General features: G+C 71.0%; 16 protein-coding genes and 3 pseudogenes. 10 read left to right on the forward strand and 9 right to left on the reverse strand.

What is annotated here, in order from left to right; translation table 11 throughout:
• Nucleotides 1-23: 23 nt before the first annotated feature.
• Nucleotides 24-2,252, forward strand: a complete 2,229-nt coding sequence (helR, locus tag WJ438_RS17975) for an RNA polymerase recycling motor ATPase HelR (protein WP_406726160.1) — start codon at nucleotides 24-26, stop codon at nucleotides 2,250-2,252.
• Between the two features lie 60 nt (nucleotides 2,253-2,312).
• Complete coding sequence (locus WJ438_RS17980) at nucleotides 2,313-3,272, forward strand: D-2-hydroxyacid dehydrogenase family protein (RefSeq protein ID WP_406726161.1); 960 nt, start codon at nucleotides 2,313-2,315, stop codon at nucleotides 3,270-3,272.
• A gap of 115 nt (nucleotides 3,273-3,387) precedes the next feature.
• On the opposite strand, the gene WJ438_RS17985 is transcribed toward WJ438_RS17980, so the two are convergent.
• Nucleotides 3,388-3,660 carry a hypothetical protein gene (locus tag WJ438_RS17985; protein WP_406726162.1) on the reverse strand — a complete coding sequence of 91 codons (273 nt, stop codon included), beginning with the start codon at nucleotides 3,658-3,660 and terminating at the stop codon, nucleotides 3,388-3,390.
• A gap of 458 nt (nucleotides 3,661-4,118) precedes the next feature.
• Here WJ438_RS17985 and WJ438_RS17990 point away from each other — a divergent pair, with 458 nt between their 5' ends.
• Nucleotides 4,119-4,646, forward strand: coding sequence for an SMI1/KNR4 family protein (locus WJ438_RS17990; RefSeq protein WP_406726163.1), 528 nt, complete (start codon nucleotides 4,119-4,121; stop codon nucleotides 4,644-4,646).
• A 165-nt stretch (nucleotides 4,647-4,811) separates the two neighbouring features.
• Here the strand turns inward: WJ438_RS17990 and WJ438_RS17995 are convergent, their stop codons facing one another.
• Nucleotides 4,812-4,934, reverse strand: a complete 123-nt coding sequence (locus tag WJ438_RS17995) for a hypothetical protein (protein WP_406726164.1) — start codon at nucleotides 4,932-4,934, stop codon at nucleotides 4,812-4,814.
• A gap of 151 nt (nucleotides 4,935-5,085) precedes the next feature.
• On the opposite strand from WJ438_RS17995, the gene WJ438_RS18000 reads away from it, so the two are divergent.
• Both WJ438_RS18000 and WJ438_RS18005 read left to right on the forward strand, forming a co-directional pair.
• Nucleotides 5,086-5,505 (forward strand): Tn3 family transposase, encoded by a 420-nt coding sequence (locus WJ438_RS18000; protein WP_406726165.1) that lies wholly within the window; start codon nucleotides 5,086-5,088, stop codon nucleotides 5,503-5,505.
• On the forward strand, nucleotides 5,502-5,624 hold the full coding sequence (locus WJ438_RS18005; protein WP_406726166.1) for a hypothetical protein: 123 nt from the start codon (nucleotides 5,502-5,504) through the stop codon (nucleotides 5,622-5,624). The genes WJ438_RS18000 and WJ438_RS18005 overlap by 4 nt, the downstream gene beginning before the upstream one ends.
• Before the next feature lie 129 nt (nucleotides 5,625-5,753).
• On the opposite strand, the gene WJ438_RS18010 is transcribed toward WJ438_RS18005, so the two are convergent.
• Nucleotides 5,754-6,092 (reverse strand): MerR family transcriptional regulator, encoded by a 339-nt coding sequence (locus WJ438_RS18010; protein WP_406726167.1) that lies wholly within the window; start codon nucleotides 6,090-6,092, stop codon nucleotides 5,754-5,756.
• An 858-nt stretch (nucleotides 6,093-6,950) separates the two neighbouring features.
• On the opposite strand from WJ438_RS18010, the gene WJ438_RS18015 reads away from it, so the two are divergent.
• Nucleotides 6,951-7,499, forward strand: a complete 549-nt coding sequence (locus WJ438_RS18015; RefSeq protein ID WP_406726168.1) for a hypothetical protein — start codon at nucleotides 6,951-6,953, stop codon at nucleotides 7,497-7,499.
• Between the two features lie 56 nt (nucleotides 7,500-7,555).
• A complete protein-coding gene (locus WJ438_RS18020; RefSeq protein ID WP_406726169.1) occupies nucleotides 7,556-7,927 on the forward strand; it encodes a hypothetical protein in 372 nt (123 codons plus the stop codon).
• 78 nt (nucleotides 7,928-8,005) lie between these two features.
• Here the strand turns inward: WJ438_RS18020 and WJ438_RS18025 are convergent, their stop codons facing one another.
• From WJ438_RS18025 to WJ438_RS18045, 5 genes and pseudogenes are all read right to left on the reverse strand, one after another.
• Entirely contained in the window at nucleotides 8,006-9,721 is a 1,716-nt protein-coding gene (locus WJ438_RS18025; protein WP_406726170.1) for a uroporphyrinogen-III synthase, read from the reverse strand.
• Nucleotides 9,718-10,715, reverse strand: a pseudogene (gene hemC / locus WJ438_RS18030) (hydroxymethylbilane synthase). The gene WJ438_RS18025 and the pseudogene hemC overlap by 4 nt, the downstream one beginning before the upstream one ends.
• Nucleotides 10,712-12,534: pseudogene (locus tag WJ438_RS18035) on the reverse strand (glutamyl-tRNA reductase). The pseudogenes hemC and WJ438_RS18035 overlap by 4 nt, the downstream one beginning before the upstream one ends.
• Nucleotides 12,531-13,331 (reverse strand): redox-sensing transcriptional repressor Rex, encoded by an 801-nt coding sequence (locus WJ438_RS18040; RefSeq protein ID WP_406726171.1) that lies wholly within the window; start codon nucleotides 13,329-13,331, stop codon nucleotides 12,531-12,533. Before WJ438_RS18040 ends, WJ438_RS18035 begins: the two are co-directional and overlap by 4 nt.
• A 337-nt stretch (nucleotides 13,332-13,668) precedes the next feature.
• Nucleotides 13,669-13,947, reverse strand: a complete 279-nt coding sequence (locus tag WJ438_RS18045; RefSeq protein WP_406726172.1) for a glutaredoxin family protein — start codon at nucleotides 13,945-13,947, stop codon at nucleotides 13,669-13,671.
• A gap of 199 nt (nucleotides 13,948-14,146) precedes the next feature.
• Between WJ438_RS18045 and WJ438_RS18050 the strand changes: the two genes are divergently transcribed.
• From WJ438_RS18050 to WJ438_RS18060, 3 genes and pseudogenes are all read left to right on the forward strand, one after another.
• The gene (locus WJ438_RS18050) at nucleotides 14,147-15,058 is read left to right on the forward strand and encodes an HAD family hydrolase (RefSeq protein ID WP_406726173.1); all 912 of its coding nucleotides are present in this window, start codon (nucleotides 14,147-14,149) and stop codon (nucleotides 15,056-15,058) included.
• Between the two features lie 458 nt (nucleotides 15,059-15,516).
• Nucleotides 15,517-16,326, forward strand: a complete 810-nt coding sequence (locus WJ438_RS18055; protein ID WP_406726174.1) for an ECF subfamily RNA polymerase sigma factor, BldN family — start codon at nucleotides 15,517-15,519, stop codon at nucleotides 16,324-16,326.
• A 254-nt stretch (nucleotides 16,327-16,580) separates the two neighbouring features.
• Nucleotides 16,581-17,827 (forward strand): annotated as a pseudogene (locus WJ438_RS18060) (DUF5667 domain-containing protein).
• Between the two features lie 306 nt (nucleotides 17,828-18,133).
• On the opposite strand, the gene WJ438_RS18065 reads toward WJ438_RS18060, so the two are convergent.
• Nucleotides 18,134-19,237, reverse strand: a complete 1,104-nt coding sequence (locus WJ438_RS18065) for a lysophospholipid acyltransferase family protein (protein WP_406726175.1) — start codon at nucleotides 19,235-19,237, stop codon at nucleotides 18,134-18,136.
• Between the last annotated feature and the right edge of the window lie 4 nt (nucleotides 19,238-19,241).

The following is a 19,241-nucleotide window of genomic DNA, read 5'->3' on the forward strand; positions in this document are numbered from 1 at the left end:
GTCATGGCGCAGAATCGCTGATCGTGACACCGACAAACCACCCGACGACCAGCGTCTTCGGCCTTCCCGAACGCCTTTCCGCCAAGGCCGACCCGAACCTGATCGCCGGGGACGAGCGGCACTTCGCGGCCATCGCGGAGAGCCTCGAGCAGACGATCGCCGAACTGTCCGACCACCGCGCCGCCACGCTCAGGGCGCCCGGCGGCGTCGGCCGGGAGGCCATGGACCGGGACATCAAGGTGCACCGGCTGACCTCCCGCCTGCGCGCCCTGCGCCGCTTCGGCCTGGACCTGTGCCTCGGGCACATCGTCGGCGCGGACGACTCCGAGCCCGTGTACATCGGGCGGCTCGGCCTCACCGACAGCACGGGCCGTCGCCTGCTGCTCGACTGGCGCTCCCCCGCCGCCGAGCCGTTCTTCGCGGCGACCCACGCCAACCCGATGGGGCTCGCGAGCCGCCGCAGGTACCGCTGGACCGGCGGCCGGATCAGCGACTACTGGGACGAGGTGTTCACCCCCGACGGGCTGGAAGGACACGCCGCCCTCGACGACCACTCCGCCTTCATCGCCAGCCTGGGCGGCAACCGGTCGGCCCGGATGCGGGACGTGCTCGGCACCATCCAGGCCGACCAGGACGCCATCGTCCGCGCGGGCTCGCGCGGCGCGCTCGTCGTCGACGGCGGCCCGGGTACGGGCAAGACCGTCGTCGCCCTGCACCGCTCCGCCTACCTCCTCTACTCCGATCCCCGCCTCGGCCACCGTCGGGGCGGCGTGCTCTTCGTCGGCCCGCACCAGCCCTACCTGGCCTACGTCGCCGACGTCCTCCCCAGCCTCGGCGAGGAGGGCGTGCGGACCTGCACGCTGCGGGACCTCGTCCCCGAGGGCGCCACGGCAACGGCCGAGACCGACCCGGAGGCGGCCCGCCTGAAGTCGTCCGCGGACATGGTGAAGGCGATCGAGACGGCCGTCCGCTTCTACGAGGACCCACCCGCCCAGGGCATGACGGTGACCACCCCCTGGTCCACCGTCCGCCTGAGCGCCGACGACTGGGCCGAAGCGTTCCAGGCGGCGGAAACGGGCATCCCGCACAACGAGGCACGCGACCAGATCTGGGAGGAGCTGGTCACGATCCTCCTGGACAAGCACGGCGGCGAGGTCCCGCCGCACCTGTTCCAAAAAGCCCTGCGAAGCAACCACGAACTGGTCACCACCCTCAACAACGCCTGGCCGCTCCTCGAACCCACCGACATCGTCTCCGACCTGTGGTCGGTCCCCGCGTACCTACGCCTGTGCGCCCCCTGGCTCGGCCCCGACGAGGTGAAGCGCCTGCGGCGCGAGGGCGAGGCCGCCCAGGTCTGGACGGTGTCCGACCTGCCCCTCCTGGACGCGGCCCGGCAGCGACTCGGCGACCCGAAGGCATCCCTGCGCAAGCGCCGGCACGACGCGTCCGTCGCCGCGCAGCGCGAGCGCATGGCCACCGTCATCGACAACGTGATCGCCTCCGACGACGACGGCGAGGGCGCGGTGACGATGCTGCACGGACAGGACCTGCGGGACAGCCTGATCGACGAGACCGCCCTGCCCACCCCCGAACCGGACGTGCTCGCGGGCCCGTTCGCGCACGTCGTCGTGGACGAGGCCCAGGAACTGACCGACGCGGAATGGCAGATGCTGCTCCTGCGCTGCCCGTCCCGCAGCTTCACCGTCGTCGGGGACCGCGCCCAGGCCAGGCACGGCTTCACGGAATCGTGGCGGGAACGGCTCCAGCGCATCGGCCTCGACCGCATCGACGTGGCCTCCCTGAACATCAACTACCGCACACCGGAAGAGGTCATGACGGAGGCCGAGCCGGTCATCCGCGCCACCCTCCCGGACGCCAACGTGCCGACCTCCATCCGCAGCAACGGCATCCCCGTCGTCCACGGATCGGTCGCGGACCTGGACTCGGTCCTCGACACCTGGCTCGCCGCCCACGACGACGGAATCGCCTGCGTCATCGGCCACCCCACGTTCCGGGCGACGCCCCGCGTCCGGTCACTGACCCCGGAGCTGTCCAAGGGCCTGGAGTTCGACCTGGTGGTCCTCATCGACCCGGACTCGTTCGGCGAGGGCATCGAAGGAGCCGTCGACCGCTATGTCGCGATGACCCGGGCAACCCGGCAGCTCGTCATCCTCACCTCACGCCGTAACCAGCTCCCGTACGCTCCGAGCACTCCGTTCACCCACGCGGTCACGAGGCCACCGGCGCCCTGACACGGCGCCGACTCCGCTCCCCGACCGCGCCCGTCCACAGAATCCAAGGAGAGGAATGACATGCGGCTTCGCTGCGCCGTGCTCGACGACTTCCAGGACATCGCCACCAGCATCGTCGACTGGAGCCCTGTCCATGACCGGGTGGAGGTCGTCGGCTTCACCGAGCACTTCGACTCGGAGGACGACCTGGCCGCGGTGCTGGCCGGCTTCGACATCGCGGTGACACTGCGGGAGCGCGTCCCGTTCCCCGCCTCCCTGCTCGACCGGCTCCCCCGGCTCAAGCTGCTCATCGCTTCCGGCATGCGCAACTCGGTCATCGACTACGCGGCCGCCGAGCGCAACGGAGTCACCGTCTGCGGCACCCAGAGTTCCTCCACCCCGCCGGTGGAGCTGACCTGGGCGCTCCTGCTCGGCCTGGCCCGTGGCCTCGTCACCGAGAACAACGCCCTGCGCACGGGCGGCCCTTGGCAGTCGACCGTCGGCGTCGATCTGCACGGCAGCCGCCTCGGTCTGCTCGGCCTGGGGAAGGTGGGCAGCCGGGTGGCGCGGGTCGGGCTCGCCTTCGGCATGGAGGTCACGGCCTGGAGCCGGCATCTCACCAAGGAGCGCGCGGACGAGGTGGGCGTCGAACTGGCCTCCTCCAAGGAGGAGTTGCTGCACAGCAGTGACTTCGTCTCGGTCCACCTCGTGCTCGGCGAGAGCACGAGGGGCCTGCTGGGCGCCGCCGAACTGGCCCTGATGAAGCCGACCGCGTACCTGGTCAACACGTCCCGCTCGGCGATCGTCGACCAGGAAGCCCTGCTCACCGCGCTGCGCGAGGACCGGATCGCCGGCGCCGGCGTCGACGTCTTCGACGTCGAGCCGCTGCCCTCGGACCACCCCCTGCGCACCGCACCCCGGCTGCTGGCCACCCCGCACCTCGGCTACGTGTCCCAGCTCAACTACCGCACCTACTACGGCCAGGCCGTCGAGGACATCGAGGCCTACCTGGCCGGCGCACCCCTCCGCCGCCTCGGCTGACACCTCTTTCCACCACACGCGTGGTCCGCCCCTCGGAAAGAGGACGGGCCGCGGCGTGTCCCAGGGGCGCAACAGCACTTGTCGACGCAGAGTCGCCACGGCCGGGGACGGCTCGTCAGGCTGCGGCTCTGGTCGATCCGCTGCCGGGAGGCACGCGCTCAGGCCGCGCGGGCGCCCTCGCTCGTTGCCGTCGGGCCGGACCGGCAGTCGCGGCAGCGGCCGGGGGCCGGGGCGCGAACGCGATCCGGTCCCGCCCCTCGGGGAAGCGTTCCGCGAGGCTGCGGATGTCGACCAGGGGGCCCTCGGGCACCGACGGGATGTACGTCGCCTGCCCGATCGCGGTCAGCGACAACTCGCGGTGCTGGGCGAGGTGGTCGCCCACGACCACGTACTGACCGGACTGGTGTGTGCGTACGTGGGTGACACCGGAGGGGTGGCGCTTCGTCGAACACCCTGATTCGGGTGCGGGGCAGGGTGAGGCTTCTTCTCAGCCAGGGGAAGAAGTCCTGTCTTCCTTGTTGGTCAGGCCCTCGCACGGGGAGTGGAGTCCCGGCGAGGACCGATGCATGTACGGGCTCGTGAGGACGCCGAGTTGCCTCGGTCTCGAGCTGAGACCGCCCGCCCGAACCACCGACGCGCCAGCCACACCGGCCGGTTTCACCCGCTCGAGTGACCTACGCGAGGTTTGGCTTGGTTGGTTTTCTCCCAGGGTTCTTTGGTCTTCTACCGCCCGCAGCCCCGGCCCACGTACCGCCGCAGCCTGTCACTTCCCGGCGCCGGTGGGCCGCCTACCCGGCGCGCCGACACGAAGGCCGGATGTCAGTGCGAGCAGCTACGGTGCCGCACGTGAACGAGATGACCGGCGACGACCGCCGCCTTCCACCCGCCCTCGCCGACCTGGCCCGCGTCGAGTTCGACTACGCCGACGGTGACGGGATCGACTTCGAGCCCTACGACGCCTTCGACTCGGCCGAGGAAACCACCGACTGGCTGCGCCAGTGGACCGGAAACCCCGAGCTCGACGGCGACGCCTACCGGCTGTTCGGGCAGGACGGTACCGGCGGTCTCGCGGCCGTCTGGTACGGGCGGCCCGGCCGGCCCCTCGCCGAGCAGCCCGTGGTGTTCATGGGCTCGGAGGGCGAGTGCGGCGTGGTGGCCGGGAACCTGTCCGACTTCCTGTGGGTGCTGGCCGACGGCATCGGACCGCTGGAGTCCGTGCTGTACGAGGAGCACGAGTCGCGTCCGGACGCGAGCCTCACCCGGCTCGCCGAGCGACACGCCACCACCCCGCGCCGCCCGGCCCGGGACATCATCGCCGAGGCCCGTGCCGAGTTCCCGACCTTCGCCGACGACACCGACGCACTCTGCCGCTGAGCCGCCAAGGGCCTTCGCACGAGGTTCCCGCCTGTGACCGCCCGGGCACGTGGCCTTTCCACGCTCCGAGTCTCACCGTCACCCCCTCGCGGTGCCTACGGCATTACCGACGGGGTGACGCGGGGGGCGACCCACCGCATGCGTCAGTGGGCCGTCCCCGGTCCCTCAGGCGGGGCCGGGATCGAAGATCTCGTGTCCACCGATCCGGCGCCAGATGACGTGCGGCTCACCTTCGCGGAGTTCATCTCCGTACTGCCAGGTGGCGCGCCCGTCGGGAGCCCACGTCATTTCCGTGACGGGACGCTCGCCGTCAGGGAGCCTGACTCCCTGAACCGGCTCGGCCCGGAGGCCGGGCCGAAACTGCCCGGTCGCGCCATCCGGCACGAACTTGTTCCGGACGGCGCCCTCGAACCTCTCTCGCTCCTGCGGAAGGAGTTCCTTGAAGTCGTGGTCGAAGCGGGCAGTCGTCGCGAAAGTCGGCAAGGGGCCTCCAAGGGGAGGGTCGAAGCACCCGACGTACCGGGCGATCGAGGAACTCGGGCGGGCGGTGCGTACCTCGTTCGTCTGCGACTACCTCGCGGACGTCGAGATGCGCCAGGAGATCCACGAGGGGTTGCAGATGGTGGAGAACTGGAACTCCGCGGACAAGGACCTCTTCCACGGCAGGGACGGTGACCTGGCCGATGCGGACAAGGAGTCGCAGGAGGTCAGCATGCTGGCACTGCACCTGCTCCAGTCCGCGCTGTTGCACGCCGACACGCTGCTGGTGCAGGAGGTCCTGGCCGATCCGACGTGGGCGGACAAGCTCACCGACGCGGACCGCCGGGCGCTGTCGCCGCTGTTCTGGACCCCCATGTGAATCCGTACGGCCGGTTCGAGCCGGACATGAACAGCCGCCTCGATCTGGACCTGTCCGTCCGGGCGACGGTGCCCGGCCCGCGCACCCCGCAGGGAGAAGCAGCCGCCGCCCCGGCGTGACACCCGGGCTCCGGGGCCCTGACCGGAGACCTGGTGAAGGCGGTGTTACCCGGGACGCTGAAGCGTTCCGGGTAACGTGCGTGAGCGGCGGCGGCGAAGCTGCCGGGAAAGCCGCGGGTCCCCGCCGTCTCAGGCCGCGGCCGTGGGGTTCGCCGATTCGGCGGCGCGGCGGTATGCGGCGTTGAGGCGCTGGGCTTCCTCGAGCTGGTCTTCGAGGATGACGATGCGGCAGGCGGCCTCGACGGGGGTGCCCTGGTCGACGAGTCCCCGGGCGCGGGCCGCGATGCGCAACTGATAGCGGGAGTAGCGGCGGTGGCCGCCCGCGGAGCGCAGCGGGGTGATCAGGCGGGCTTCGCCGAGGGCACGGAGGAAGCCCGGGGTGGTGCCGAGCATCGCGGCGGCCCGACCCATCGTGTAGGCGGGGTAGTCGTCGTCATCGAGCCGGCCGAACGAGTCGTCTGCGGTCATTGCACCTCTCTGTAAAACGCGGGGAGGGGCCCTGGTGCCAATGGCACCAGGGCCCCGAAGGAACTGCTACACCATCTGCCGGCCCTGGTCCTGCGCCGGCCTTCTGTGTCCGCGGACCCGACCGAGATGCCGTCGGGGGTGCGGGGATCGCGGTTGCTTGACCGGAGACCACCTCACTATCGATGTCCTGCGGTACCCGGGCCCAAGACGTCCGCCCGGGCGATCCTGATGGCGCTCGGCTCCTCCGTTCTTCCCTCTTGATCAACTACTTACCAACGGGGGACTGCGCACTGCTGGTACTACGCACTGCTTGTACTACTGGATACTCCGAACTGCTGGTGGCCTGTGACAGCGCCACTCTTCGACAGCCGGCCCCGTCGCCCGTCATGCGTCTGCTCTGGCTTAGAACCCCACTGCCGAACTTCCCGGTGCGCGCGTCCGCAGCCGACGCCTTCACCGAGGTACTGCTCACTGACTTCGCTGCTGGGTACTGCACTTACGGGTACTGCCACTGCGGGGTCCTGCTCACGGCGGCCCCTGATCACTGCGGGCCACCCGGTCCGGTCGTCAGCCCCGTCGCCGTCCTGCAACCGCTCTGGCTTCGGAACTCCACCACCGCACCGTCCTGCGTACTGCGACTGCGGGTACTGCGGCCCGGCAGTTCGTCTCTGCCGGGCCTTGCTGATCTCGGCTACGAGAGAAACCATAACCACACCACCGCCCAATGTCTACTCCAGCCGTCATAGATTTCCGCGCGTTCAACGGTGAGGTAATCGAGCCCTGTCGGGTTAAGGGGGCGCTGGGCGGGGCACAGCGGGCGGGCAGGCAAAACCGGGCATTGACGAGCCAGAGGCCAGGGTGGACCTGCTGGGCACGATGTGCGTCGACGCCACGACCATCCGCCCCGCGACCGCGGTCGCCGTCGCACGCGAGACCACCCGGGCCTTCCTCGAAGCCCTCCGACAGCCGGCGGTCGACTCAGAAGTGGCCGACACCGTCGTCCTGGTCGTCTCCGAACTCGTCACCCACGCCTTACGCCACGGCGGCGGCACCCAACTCCTCCGCCTGACCGCCCACCCCCATGAAGCTCACGCCCGATCAGGACGCATTGGCGGTAGAACATCACGACTGCCCGAACTGCGAAGCGCCAGCCGCGCCCGGGGCGGGAAGACCGCGCGAAGTACCACGGCTGCGCGTCGCCGGGACCGAGGGCACCGAACTCGACCTCAACCCACGCTGCAGTTGCTGCGGCAGCGGATCATCGACGCCCACCCGGGTTTCGAGGCACGCGACGTAGCGCTCGAGCGCGGATTCGAGCAGTCGTATCCGGGGCTGCAGTCCAACAAGGTGATCGATCCCCCACGCCCGGGACCGGCGCCCTGTCCAACGACGCCGACGACCCGCTGAGCCCGGGCTTCAGCCTGCCGGACGGCTCGTTCGTCTTCGCCTACGGCACGAACCACGTGGCCACCCGGCAGGCGAGCTACTCCAGCATCTCGCTCTCCGCCGACAAGGAGGCGGCCGTCCCGGTGGCCGCCAAGCACCACCGGGACCTGCGCGGCAGCGCGCGTGACTTCATCGCCGACCAGCCGGACGCGGACAAGCTCCACGCCTGGAGCTTCAGCCGCGCCGACGACGCCGGACCGACCGGACCGCACGTCACCAAGCTCCCGTCCACCGGCACCGACTTCTGCGCGCAGTACGGCGCCGACAGGCCCGTCGACTCGGGCTGCGTGCAGGCCGTGGCACGCGCCTGCACGCAGCCCGAGACCCTCACCCACCCCGCCCTCTCCTCGCTGCTCCTGGACCGTCTGCTGGTCTTCACGCCCCAGTAGGGCACAGACCCGAAACGGCCCACAGGACGCGACGAGGCGGAGCGGTCCCGCAGGACCGCTCCGCCTCGTGGGATCGGCTCAGGTCGTCGACCGGCGTCTCCGTGCCCCCGGCCGCCGCTCGCTCGGCCGGGTGACCGGGTCGCCCGCGTCGATCGCCGCGAGGCGGCGTCGCGCGCCGAAGTCCGCCAGGGCCGCCGCCAGCTTGTGCACCGACGGCTCCGGTGCCATGACGTCGACGCGGAGTCCGTGCTCCTCGGCCGTCTTGGCGGTGGCCGGGCCGATGCAGGCGATGATCGTCACGTTGTGCGGCTTGCCCGCGATGCCGACCAGGTTCCGGACCGTCGACGACGAGGTGAAGAGCACCGCGTCGAAGCCACCGCCCTTGATCGCCTCACGGGTCTCCGCCGGCGGGGGCGACGCGCGCACCGTGCGGTAGGCGGTGACGTCGTCGACCTCCCAGCCCAGCTCGATGAGGCCGGCCACCAGTGTCTCGGTGGCGATGTCCGCGCGGGGCAGGAAGACCCTGTCGATCGGGTCGAAGACCGGGTCGTACGGCGGCCAGTCGTCCAGCAGCCCGGCCGCCGACTGTTCGCCGCTCGGCACCAGGTCGGGCTTCACGCCGAAGGCGACGAGCGCGGCCGCGGTCTGGTCGCCGACCGCGGCGACCTTGATCCCGGCGAAGGCGCGGGCGTCGAGGCCGTACTCCTCGAACTTCTCCCGCACCGCCTTGACCGCGTTGACGGAGGTGAAGGCGATCCACTCGTAGCGGCCCGTCACCAGGCCCTTGACCGCGCGCTCCATCTGCTGCGGGGTACGCGGCGGCTCGACGGCGATGGTCGGCACCTCGTGCGGCACCGCGCCGTAGGACCGCAGTTGGTCGGAGAGCGACGCCGCCTGCTCCCTGGTACGTGGAACAAGGACCTTCCAGCCGAACATCGGCTTGGACTCGAACCACGCGAGCCGGTCGCGCTGGGCGGGGGCGGAGCGCTCACCGACCACGGCTATCACGGGCCGGCCGCCGTCGGGCGACGGCAGCACCTTCGCCTGCTTCAGCGTCTGTGCGATCGTGCCGAGCGTCGCCGTCCAGGTCCGCTGCCGGGTCGTCGTACCGGCGACGGTCACCGTCAGGGGGGTGTCGGGCTTGCGACCGGCGGACACCAGTTCGCCCGCAGCGGCGGCCACCGAGTCGAGCGTGGCGGAGACGACCACCGTGCCGTCCGACGCCCCGACCTCGGTCCAGCACCGGTCCGACGCGGTGCGCGCGTCCACGAACCGCACGTCCGCACCCTCGGCGTCCCGCAACGGCACACCGGCGTACGCGGGCACGCCGATCGCGGCCGCGATACCGGGGACGACCTCGAAGGTCACCCCGGCCGTCACGCACGCCAGCATCTCCTCGGCGGCGTACGCGTCGAGGCCGGGATCACCGGACACCGCGCGCACGACCCGCCTGCCGCCCCGCGCGGCCTCCATGACAAGATGTGCGGCATCCCGCACCGCGGGGGCGCCGACGGTTGTTGACGTGCCGTCAACAACCTTCAGTTGAGGCGTGCCTGTGCCCGGAGCGGACGGCGCGGAGGAACCCGCCGAGTCCGTGTCCGTCAGCACTTCGGCAACGCCCTGCCTGGCGTGCCGACGTACGACGTCGAGCACATCGTGCTCGGCGACGAGAACGTCCGCGTTCGCCAGCGCCTCCACGGCGCGCAGAGTCAGCAGTCCCGGATCCCCGGGTCCGGCACCGAGGAAGGTGACGTGCCCGTGTTCCGGAGGGGGTGGAAGGGTGGTGGGGCTCAATGTGCTCGCTCCCCCATCAGACCGGCCGCGCCCTGCGCGAGCATCTCGGTGGCGAGTTCGCGACCGAGCGCCATCGCCGCCTCGTGCGTCTCGGGCACGGGACCGGTGGTGGACAGCTGCACCAGTGTGGTGCCGTCGGTCGTGCCGACGACGCCGCGCAGGCGCATTTCCTTGACAATCGGCCCGTCCGCTTGGGGGTCCCCCCAGGCTCGAGCGAAGCCGAGATCTGGGGAAGGTCGGCCAGCGCCCCCACAGGGGCGGTACAGCCGGCCTCCAGGGCGGCGAGCAGTGACCGCTCCGCCGTCACGGCGGCCCGTGTGAACGGGTCGTCGAGTTCGGCGAGCGCGGCGGTCAGCTCCGTGTCACGCACGGTGCACTCGACCGCCAGGGCCCCCTGGCCGGGAGCGGGCAGAATCGTGTCGACCGACAGGAAGTCGGTCACCTCGTCGCTGCGACCGACCCGGTTCAGTCCGGCGGCGGCCAGCACGACGGCGTCCAGCTCACCGCTCTTGACGTACCCGATCCGGGTGTCGACGTTCCCGCGGATCGGCACCGTGGTGATCTCCATGCCGTGGCCGGCCGCGTACGCGTTCAGCTGGGCCATGCGACGCGCCGAACCGGTGCCGATCCGGGCGCCGCGCGGCAGATCGATGAGCTTGAGCGCGTCACGCGCGATCATCACGTCCCGCGGGTCCTCGCGCTCCGGTACGGCGGCCAGGACCAGCTCGTCGTGCGGTGCGGTCGGCAGGTCCTTCAGCGAGTGCACCGCGAAGTCCACCTCACCGCGCACCAGAGCCTCGCGCAGCGCGGCCACGAAGACGCCCGTGCCGCCGATCTGCGCGAGGTGCTCGCGTGACGTGTCGCCGTACGTGGTGATCGGGACGAGCTCGACAGGCCGTCCGGTCACCTGGCTCACGGCATCCGCCACCTGCCCGGACTGGGCCATGGCGAGCTTGCTCCGCCTGGTCCCGAGCCTCAGTGCCTTCTCAGTCATGCCGGCCCTCGGTTTTCTGCGTTCTCCGCACTCTTCGCGTTCTTCGCGTTCTTCGCGCTTTTCTCGGTGCTTCCCTCGGCGCGGGAGACGGAGACCACCGTCTCCGGGTCGAGGTTGAACAGGGTGCGCAGCGCGTCCGCGTACCCCGCGCCGCCAGGCTCGGCCGCGAGCTGCTTGACCCGCACGGTCGGCGAGTGCAGCAGCTTGTCGACCACCCGCCGCACGGTCTGGGTGATCTCCGCGCGATGCCTGTCGTCCAGGCCGGGCAGCCGCCCTTCCAGGCGGGCGATCTCACCGGCCACCACGTCCGCGGCCATGGCGCGCAGGGCGACCACGGTCGGCGTGATGTGCGCGGCCCGCTGTGCCGCCCCGAACGCCGCGACCTCTTCGGAAACGATACGCCGGACCTGGTCCACATCGGCGGCCATCGGAGCGTCCGCCGACGCCTCCGCGAGCGCCTCGATGTCGACCAGCCGCACCCCGGGGATGCGGTGCGCGGCCGCGTCGATGTCGCGCGGCATCGCGAGGTCCAGCAGGAAGAGCACGGGCTCCGGGCGCGGCGGCTCGGCCACCGGCTCCGGACGGCGCCGCTCGGGGATCCGGCAGGCGCTGGCCGCGGCCGCGGCCAGCGCGCCGATCAGCTCGGTGTCCGCCTCGGTCCCGGCACCGCGTCGGCCGCCCTGGCGGCGGTCGACGGCGCCGCCCGCGGCCCATGCCGCGTGCTGTTCCAGCGTCGCCGCGTCCATACCGGCGACGGCCGCCTCGCCCATCACGGAGAAGCCCGGTGGTACGGAGGCCAGGTCCAGCGGGCAGTCCTCGTCGTTACTGGTACCGGTGCCGGCGGGGCCGGCCACCGGGGTGACCGCGGAAGCGGGGGCAGCGGCGTCGGCCGCTCGGCCGACGCCCTGGGCGCGTCGTGCGCCGACGCCTCCGTGGCTCCGGCGGCCCCGGTGCGTATCGTGTCCGGCTGCTGCCCGGCGCGGTCCTCGACACCGGCGGCGATCGCGTCGGCCGTGAGGACGAGTCCGGTCGCGCCGGTGCAGGAGACGACGACGTCTGCACGTGTCAGTTCGTCCGCCACCGATCCCATCGGTATCGCGCGGGCCAGCACGTCCGTGTCCTCGGCCTCGGTGAGGATCTGCACGAGGCGCTCGGCGCGGTCGGCGGTGCGGTTGGCGATCACGATCTCGGCGACACCGGCCCGCGCGAGCGTGGCCGCGGCCAGCGAGGACATCGATCCGGCACCGATGACCAGAGCCTTCTTGCCCCGTGCCCAGCCGTCGACGAGCGAGCCGGCGGCCAGCTGCTCCAGTCCGAAGGTGACCAGGGACTGCCCGGCGCGGTCGATGTCGGTCTCCGTGTGGGCGCGCTTGCCGACCCGGAGCGACTGCTGGAACACGTCGTTCATCAGCCGTCCGGCGGTGTGCAGTTCCTGCGCACGCGCCAGGGCGTCCTTGATCTGGCCGAGGACCTGTCCCTCGCCCACCACCATCGAGTCCAGTCCGCAGGCCACCGAGAACATGTGGTGGACGGCGCGGTCCTCGTAGTGCACATAGAGATAGGGCGTGAGCTCCTCCAGGCCGACCCCGCTGTGCTGGGCCAGCAGCGTGGAGAGCTCGGCGACACCGGCGTGGAACTTGTCCACGTCGGCGTACAGCTCGATGCGGTTGCAGGTGGCGAGCACCGCGGCCTCGGTGGCCGGTTCGGCGGCGACCGTGTCCTGCAGCAGCTTGATCTGCGCGTCCGCGCTCAACGAGGCCCGGTCCAGCACGCTGACCGGCGCGCTGCGGTGGCTCAGTCCGACGACGAGGAGGCTCATGTCGGCATCACGGCGGGTACGTCCCCATCGGGCCCCTGGTCTGCGGCGGACTCATGGCCGTCGACGGAGACCCGGCGCGCGGCGACGGGCTCCGGGCGGGAACCGACGGGCGGAACGACGGTCCCGGCGGCCACCTCGCCGGCCTTGCGCTGCTCGTGGAAGGCGAGGATCTGCAGCTCGATGGAGAGGTCCACCTTGCGCACGTCGACACCGTCCGGGACGGACAGCACGGTCGGCGCGAAGTTCAGGATGGAGGTGACGCCCGCGGCCACGAGTCGCTCGCACACCTGCTGGGCGGCACCGGCGGGCGTCGCGATCACGCCGATCGACACGCCCTCGTCCTGGATGATCTTCTCGAGTTCGTCGGTGTGCTGCACCGGGATGCCGGCGACGGGCTTTCCGGCCATCGCGGGATCGGCGTCTATGAGCGCGGCGACCCGGAACCCGCGGGAGGCGAACCCGCCGTAGTTGGCGAGCGCGGCACCGAGGTTACCGATACCGACGATCACAACCGGCCAGTCCTGGGTGAGGCCGAGTTCACGGGAGATCTGGTACACGAGATACTCGACGTCGTAGCCCACACCCCGGGTGCCGTAGGAACCCAGGTAGGAGAAGTCCTTACGAAGCTTCGCGGAATTGACGCCCGCGGCCGCCGCCAGCTCCTCCGAGGAGACTGTGGGCACCGAGCGCTCGGAGAGCGCGGTGAGGGCGCGGAGATACAGCGGAAGCCTGGCGACGGTGGCCTCGGGAATCCCTCGGCTACGGGTCGCCGGTCGGTGAGTTCGGCCAGTTGCCACGGTGCTCCTGCGGGTAGAGCGGGGCTTCAGGCGGTCATACGTCCCCGGACCGCCCCGTCGAATGCAGGCTATGTCTTTGTGAACGCGTGCACAAAGATGGTGTCCGATTTGCCCACCCAACGTGACCGGGGTCACGCGCCCCCGGCGCAGCCGTGTGGAACCGGCGCACGAGCACCATCGCTCCCTTTGTTCTGGGGGCAAAACCGCACACTCTCCTCTGTGTATCCCGCCCCCGAGACCAAGCCACCATCGATCCTAAGCGACTTTCCCGCCACTTTGGACTGGTCGGTCAGTCGTGGATCAGTGGTCCCGACCACCCGCCCAGTCGGTCAGGCGCTCAGCCGGTCAGGGCTTTGCGGAGGCGGTCCTCGTCGACACGCCAGAACGTGTGCTGACGGCCGTCGACGAGGACAACGGGAATCTGCTCCCAGTACCGCTCATGCAGTTCCGGGTCCTCGGTGATGTCCTTCCCCTCCCACGCGACCCCGAGATCAGCGCACACCTTCTCCACCACGGCCTGCGCGTCGTCGCACAGGTGACAGCCGGGCTTGCGGACGAGGGTGACGAGACGATCCTGCGGGGTTTTACGGCGAAAGAACGGACTCATGTCAGCCATTCTCGCCCTGCGGCGGTACAGGGGAACCCCTCTGCGGCCACTGTGACGCGGAGTAGCGTGCGGGGACCTGGTTCCGGACCGGTCCCGGGCCGGTCCCATCCGCCGGGCGGGGCACTTTAACGACACGGACGCGCAGAGTTCACGGTGTTCAAACCTCTCCGCTCCGGAACCGCCGACCGGACTGGCTATGCTCAACGCCATGGCCGCTCTCGGATGGCTCACCCCCCGTAGGCGCTCCGCCACGGCGCGGAGCGTGTTGGCAGGCGAGGCCTCGGCGGAGGCTGCCCGCAAATCCACTCAGGAAATTTCCGCCCGTGAACCGGAGTTCCCGGTTCACGGCGACGACCGGGCCGCCGCGTTCTTCGACCTGGACAACACGGTGATGCAGGGCGCGGCCCTGTTCCACTTCGGGCGGGGCCTGTACAAGCGGAAGTTCTTCGAGACGCGCGACCTCGCGCGGTTCGCGTGGCAGCAGACGTGGTTCCGGCTGGCCGGCGTCGAGGACCCCGAGCACATGCAGGACGCACGCGACTCGGCGCTCTCCATCGTCAAGGGCCACCGGGTCTCCGAGCTGAAGTCCATCGGCGAGGAGATCTACGACGAGTACATGGCCGGGCGGATCTGGCCGGGCACGCGGGCACTGGCGCAGGCGCACCTGGACGCCGGGCAGCGAGTGTGGCTGGTCACGGCGGCGCCGGTGGAGATCGCCCAGGTGATCGCGCGGCGCCTGGGCCTGACCGGGGCGCTGGGGACGGTGGCCGAGTCCCTCGGCGGCGTGTACACCGGCAAACTCGTGGGCGAACCGCTGCACGGTCCGGCGAAGGCGGAGGCCGTACGCGCGCTGGCGGCGGCGGAGAACCTGGACCTGGGCCGCTGCGCCGCGTACAGCGACTCGCACAACGACATCCCGATGCTCTCGCTGGTCGGGCACCCGTACGCGATCAACCCGGACTCCAAGCTGCGCAAGCACGCCCGCGCGATGGACTGGCGCCTGCGCGACTACCGGACGGGCCGCAAGGCGGCGAAGGTCGGCATCCCGGCGGCGGCGGGCGTGGGCGCGGTGGCCGGCGGCACGGCGGCGGCCATCGCGATGCACCGCCGCCGGCGCTGAGCCCGGCGGCGCCCGCTCACTCCGGGTGCCCCTCCGCCCGCCCGTCGGATGACATCCCCACGCACGCCGGGTGACCGGTCAACCCGACGGCGACGGACACCCGTACGGCCGCAGCCCTGATCAGCGGGGAACAAAAGTGGCACCCCGCCCGCAACCCTGCCAATCCAACCGCTGCGCCCCGCACCCCCGCTGTCCAGTCCTCTTGGCTGCACACGGCCACAACATGCCCCGCACCGAACCGGAAAGCGAAACTTTTCGGTCAACATCCGGTCATCATCAGGTACTTGAATGTGCGTCAACAGGTCACGGAAGCGATGTAATCGATGATTTGAGCAACTCGGTGTAGCAGTGTCTGCACGAAGCGTTATTCTCCTCAGACGCAATCGGGCACCCCTCGTCGCTATGACGGGTGAATGACCCGTACTGCACGTGATGGAAGCTCTGCCTCTGGGAGTCCCGTGTACCCACACGTCGGGGTTGACGACTCGGGCCTGACCGCACTGCGCACCGCAGTCGTCACGGCCCGGGAGTTGTTGCGCGGCTTCGTCCCCACCGCGCACGCCGTCCCCGCATTCGCCACCGCCACCGGCGGCCCCTGCTACGCCCTCGCCGACCCACCCGTCGGCCCCAGCTACGCCCTCACCGACGACAGCACCGCGGTGACCAGGCGCGGACGCTCGTCCGGCGCGGCCGCCGCGCGCCGTCCCGCCGCGGACAGTGACAGCGCCCGGATGATGGACCTCGTGGAGCGCGCCCAGGCCGGCGAGGCCGACGCCTTCGGACGGCTCTACGACCAGTACAGCGACACCGTGTACCGCTACATCTACTACCGGGTGGGCGGCAAGGCGACCGCCGAGGACCTCACCAGCGAGACCTTTCTGCGGGCACTCCGCCGCATCGGCACCTTCACCTGGCAGGGACGCGACTTCGGCGCCTGGCTCGTCACCATCGCCCGCAACCTGGTCGCCGACCACTTCAAGTCCAGCCGCTTCCGCCTCGAGGTCACCACCGGGGAGATGCTCGACGCCAACGAGGTCGAGCGGTCCCCGGAGGACTCCGTCCTCGAATACCTCTCCAACGCCGCCCTCCTCGATGCCGTACGACGACTCAACCCCCAACAGCGCGAATGCGTCACGCTCCGATTCCTCCAAGGCCTCTCCGTCGCGGAGACCGCCCGCGTGATGGGCAAGAACGAGGGAGCGATCAAGACCCTCCAGTACCGGGCCGTCCGCACCCTCGCCCGGCTCCTCCCGGAGGACGCGCGCTGAGCGGAACGGACCCGACACCGACGATGCACCATCCGTGACAGCCAACTCACCTTCAGTGATACCCCGTTGACTCCCCCCAGCCGTTCCTCCGGCGTGCGTAACCCAAGTACCGCGCCGCTCGTTGTGCGGGATGCAGGCTCCCTGTGGTCACTCCCAACCGACTCCGATCACCCGATCGTGTGGACATGGTCAGGGGGTGGAACCCTCAGGACCCCCTGGGGAGTCGATCTTCATGACGAGAGGAGGTGCCGCCAGTGATCGCGAACGTATCGGCGCACCGGCGGGCGAACGCCTTCGCCCAGGCCCTGGAGGAGCAGTCCGACCGGGGCACGGCGGCCGAGCAGCCCGAAGGATCGGCACCAGCCCCGGCTGCCGCGAAGACGGAACAGGAGCGGCTGCTCACGCTCGCCGCCGGTCTCGGCGCGCTGCCCAGGCCGGAGCTGGATCCCGAGGTCAAGGTCGTCCAGCGGGCCCAACTGGTGGCCGCGTTCGAAGCCATGCTCCAGGAAGGCACCGCCGCGGGCGAGGCAGCGGATTCATCCGTGCCCGAACAGCGTTCACGTCGCGCCCGGGGCAGTCACCGGGCGACCCCCATGGGGAAGCTGAGACCGCGCTCACGGCTGACCAAGGGACTCACCGCGGGCGGACTCGGCGTCACCGTGGCCGCCGGCGCCCTCGGCGGAGTCTCCGCCGCCAGCTCCGACGCCCTGCCCGGTGACTCGCTCTACGGCCTCAAGCGCGGCATAGAGGATGTCAAACTCGGCCTGGCCGACGGCAACGACGAGCGGGGCCGCGTCCTCCTCGACCACGCCTCCACCCGGCTCAGCGAGGCCCGCCGGCTGATGGAGCGCAGTCGCAGCGGCCCCCTCGACCACGAATCGCTCGGCGAGGTCCGCCGCGCCCTGTCCGGCATGCGGCACGACGCGTCCGAGGGCCATCGGCTGCTGCGCGAGGCGTACCGCCTCGACCCGGACTCCCTGGGCCCCATGCAGGCCCTCTCCTCCTTCTCCCACTCGCACCGGGAGGTCTGGGGCTCCCTGCGCGACAGGCTGCCCGCGCAGCTCGGAGACGTCAGCGAGCAGGTGTCGTCGGTGTTCGACGCCATAGACGAGGACGTCACCCCGCTGCAGTCCCTGCTCCCCCAGCCACCGGCCCGGGACGGCGGCGACCGCGGCGAGCGGCAGGGCGACTCCGGGGCCACACCCGGCGCCCCGTCCGGCACCAGCCGTTCCCAGGCGCCCGGCACCAGCACCGACGGCCCCGACCAGGACAGCACCAGCAGCAGCGACCCCAGTGGGGCCGCCGACTCCGGCGACGAGAGCGACAGCCTGCTCGGCGGCAACAGCGGCGGACTGCTCGATCCGCCGGAGGAGACCGGCGTCAGCACCTCACCGCCGTCCACCGGCGGCATCGCCCCACCCCCCAGCCCGACGTCACCCTCCCGCCCCTCCTGCCCGGCCTGCTCCCGGGGTTGGGCATCGACAGCGAGCGCGCCGACTAGGGCGGACCAGTGCCGTGGCAGGCAACGTCTGCCCGTCAAGGAGCGGCGTCATGGGGGTCCCCCCGGCTCGGAGAGCTTGGGGGGTGCCGGCCGGAAGCCCTCGTACTGGACGTACTCGGGCTTTCGGCCGGTGCTCCCCCTGCTCGAAGAGCTCGGGGGAGCGTGCCGGGCGTCGCGACGGGGCAGACGTCGCCTGCCACGGCACTGGCGGAGCGTAGGGCAGCAGGCGGCGCCTGGCGCGGCAGGACGTACGTGGTGGGGGTGCCCCTTGTCGCAAGGGGCACCCCCACCACGTACGTCCGCCTTCTAGAAGAACACCGACCTTCGCTGTACCAGCAGCTTGTAGAGGGTGTGCTGGATCTGCTCCCGGACCTGGTCGGTCAGGTTGAACATCAGCATCGGGTCCTCGGCCGCCTCCGGCGGATAGCTCTCCGTGTGGATCGGCTCGCCGAACTGGATCGTCCACTTCGTCGGCAGCGGGATCGCGCCGAGCGGGCCGAGCCACGGGAAGGTCGGCGTCAGCGGGAAGTACGGAAAGCCGAGCAGCCGGGCGATGGTCCGACCGTTGCCGATCATCGGGTAGATCTCCTCGGCCCCGACGATCGAGCACGGGATGATCGGCGCCCGCGCGCGCAGCGCCGTGGACACGAAACCGCCGCGCCCGAAGCGCTGGAGCTTGTAACGGTCGGCGAAGGGTTTGCCGAGGCCCTTGAAGCCCTCCGGCATCACCCCGACCAGCTCCCCCTGCTCCAGTAGCCGTGCCGCGTCCTCGGCACAGGCCAGGGTGTGACCGAGCTTGCGGGCGAGCTCGTTGACCACCGGCAGCATGAACACCAGGTCCGCCGCGAGCAGCCGCAGGTGCCGGTCGGCCGGGTGGTTGTCGTGGACGGCGACCTGCATCATCAGACCGTCCAGCGGCAACGTCCCGGAGTGGTTGGCGACGATCAGGGCGCCGCCCTCCGAGGGGATGTTCTCGATGCCCTTCACCTCGACCCGGAAGTACTTCTCGTACACCGGGCGCAGCAGCGACATCAGGACCTGGTCGGTGAGTTCCTCGTCGTAGCCGAAGTCGTCGACCGCGTAGTCCCCCGTCAGCCGGCGGCGCAGGAAGGCCAGGCCACTGGCGACACGCCGGTCCAGGCCACCGCCGTCGCCCGCGTCCGGGCGTACGCCGCCGTCGGCGACCGGTTCCCGGGGCCGGTCCTCGTGGGGTTCACGGTGTTCGCGGGGCACCGGAGCATCGTCCTTCGCGGACGCCCGGCCCGGCAGGGGCTGGACCTCGCCCATCGAGGCGCTCCCGGCGCCCTTGCGCCGACTGCCCGCGCCGCGGCGCGACGGGCGCTGCGCCGCGCCCCCGGCGCCCCCGCGGGAACGGTCGTCGTCGAACGGAATGACCTTGGCGTCCGCCATCGTT

It is taken from the genome of Streptomyces sp. GD-15H (assembly GCF_045291515.1).
Classification (GTDB): domain Bacteria; phylum Actinomycetota; class Actinomycetes; order Streptomycetales; family Streptomycetaceae; genus Streptomyces.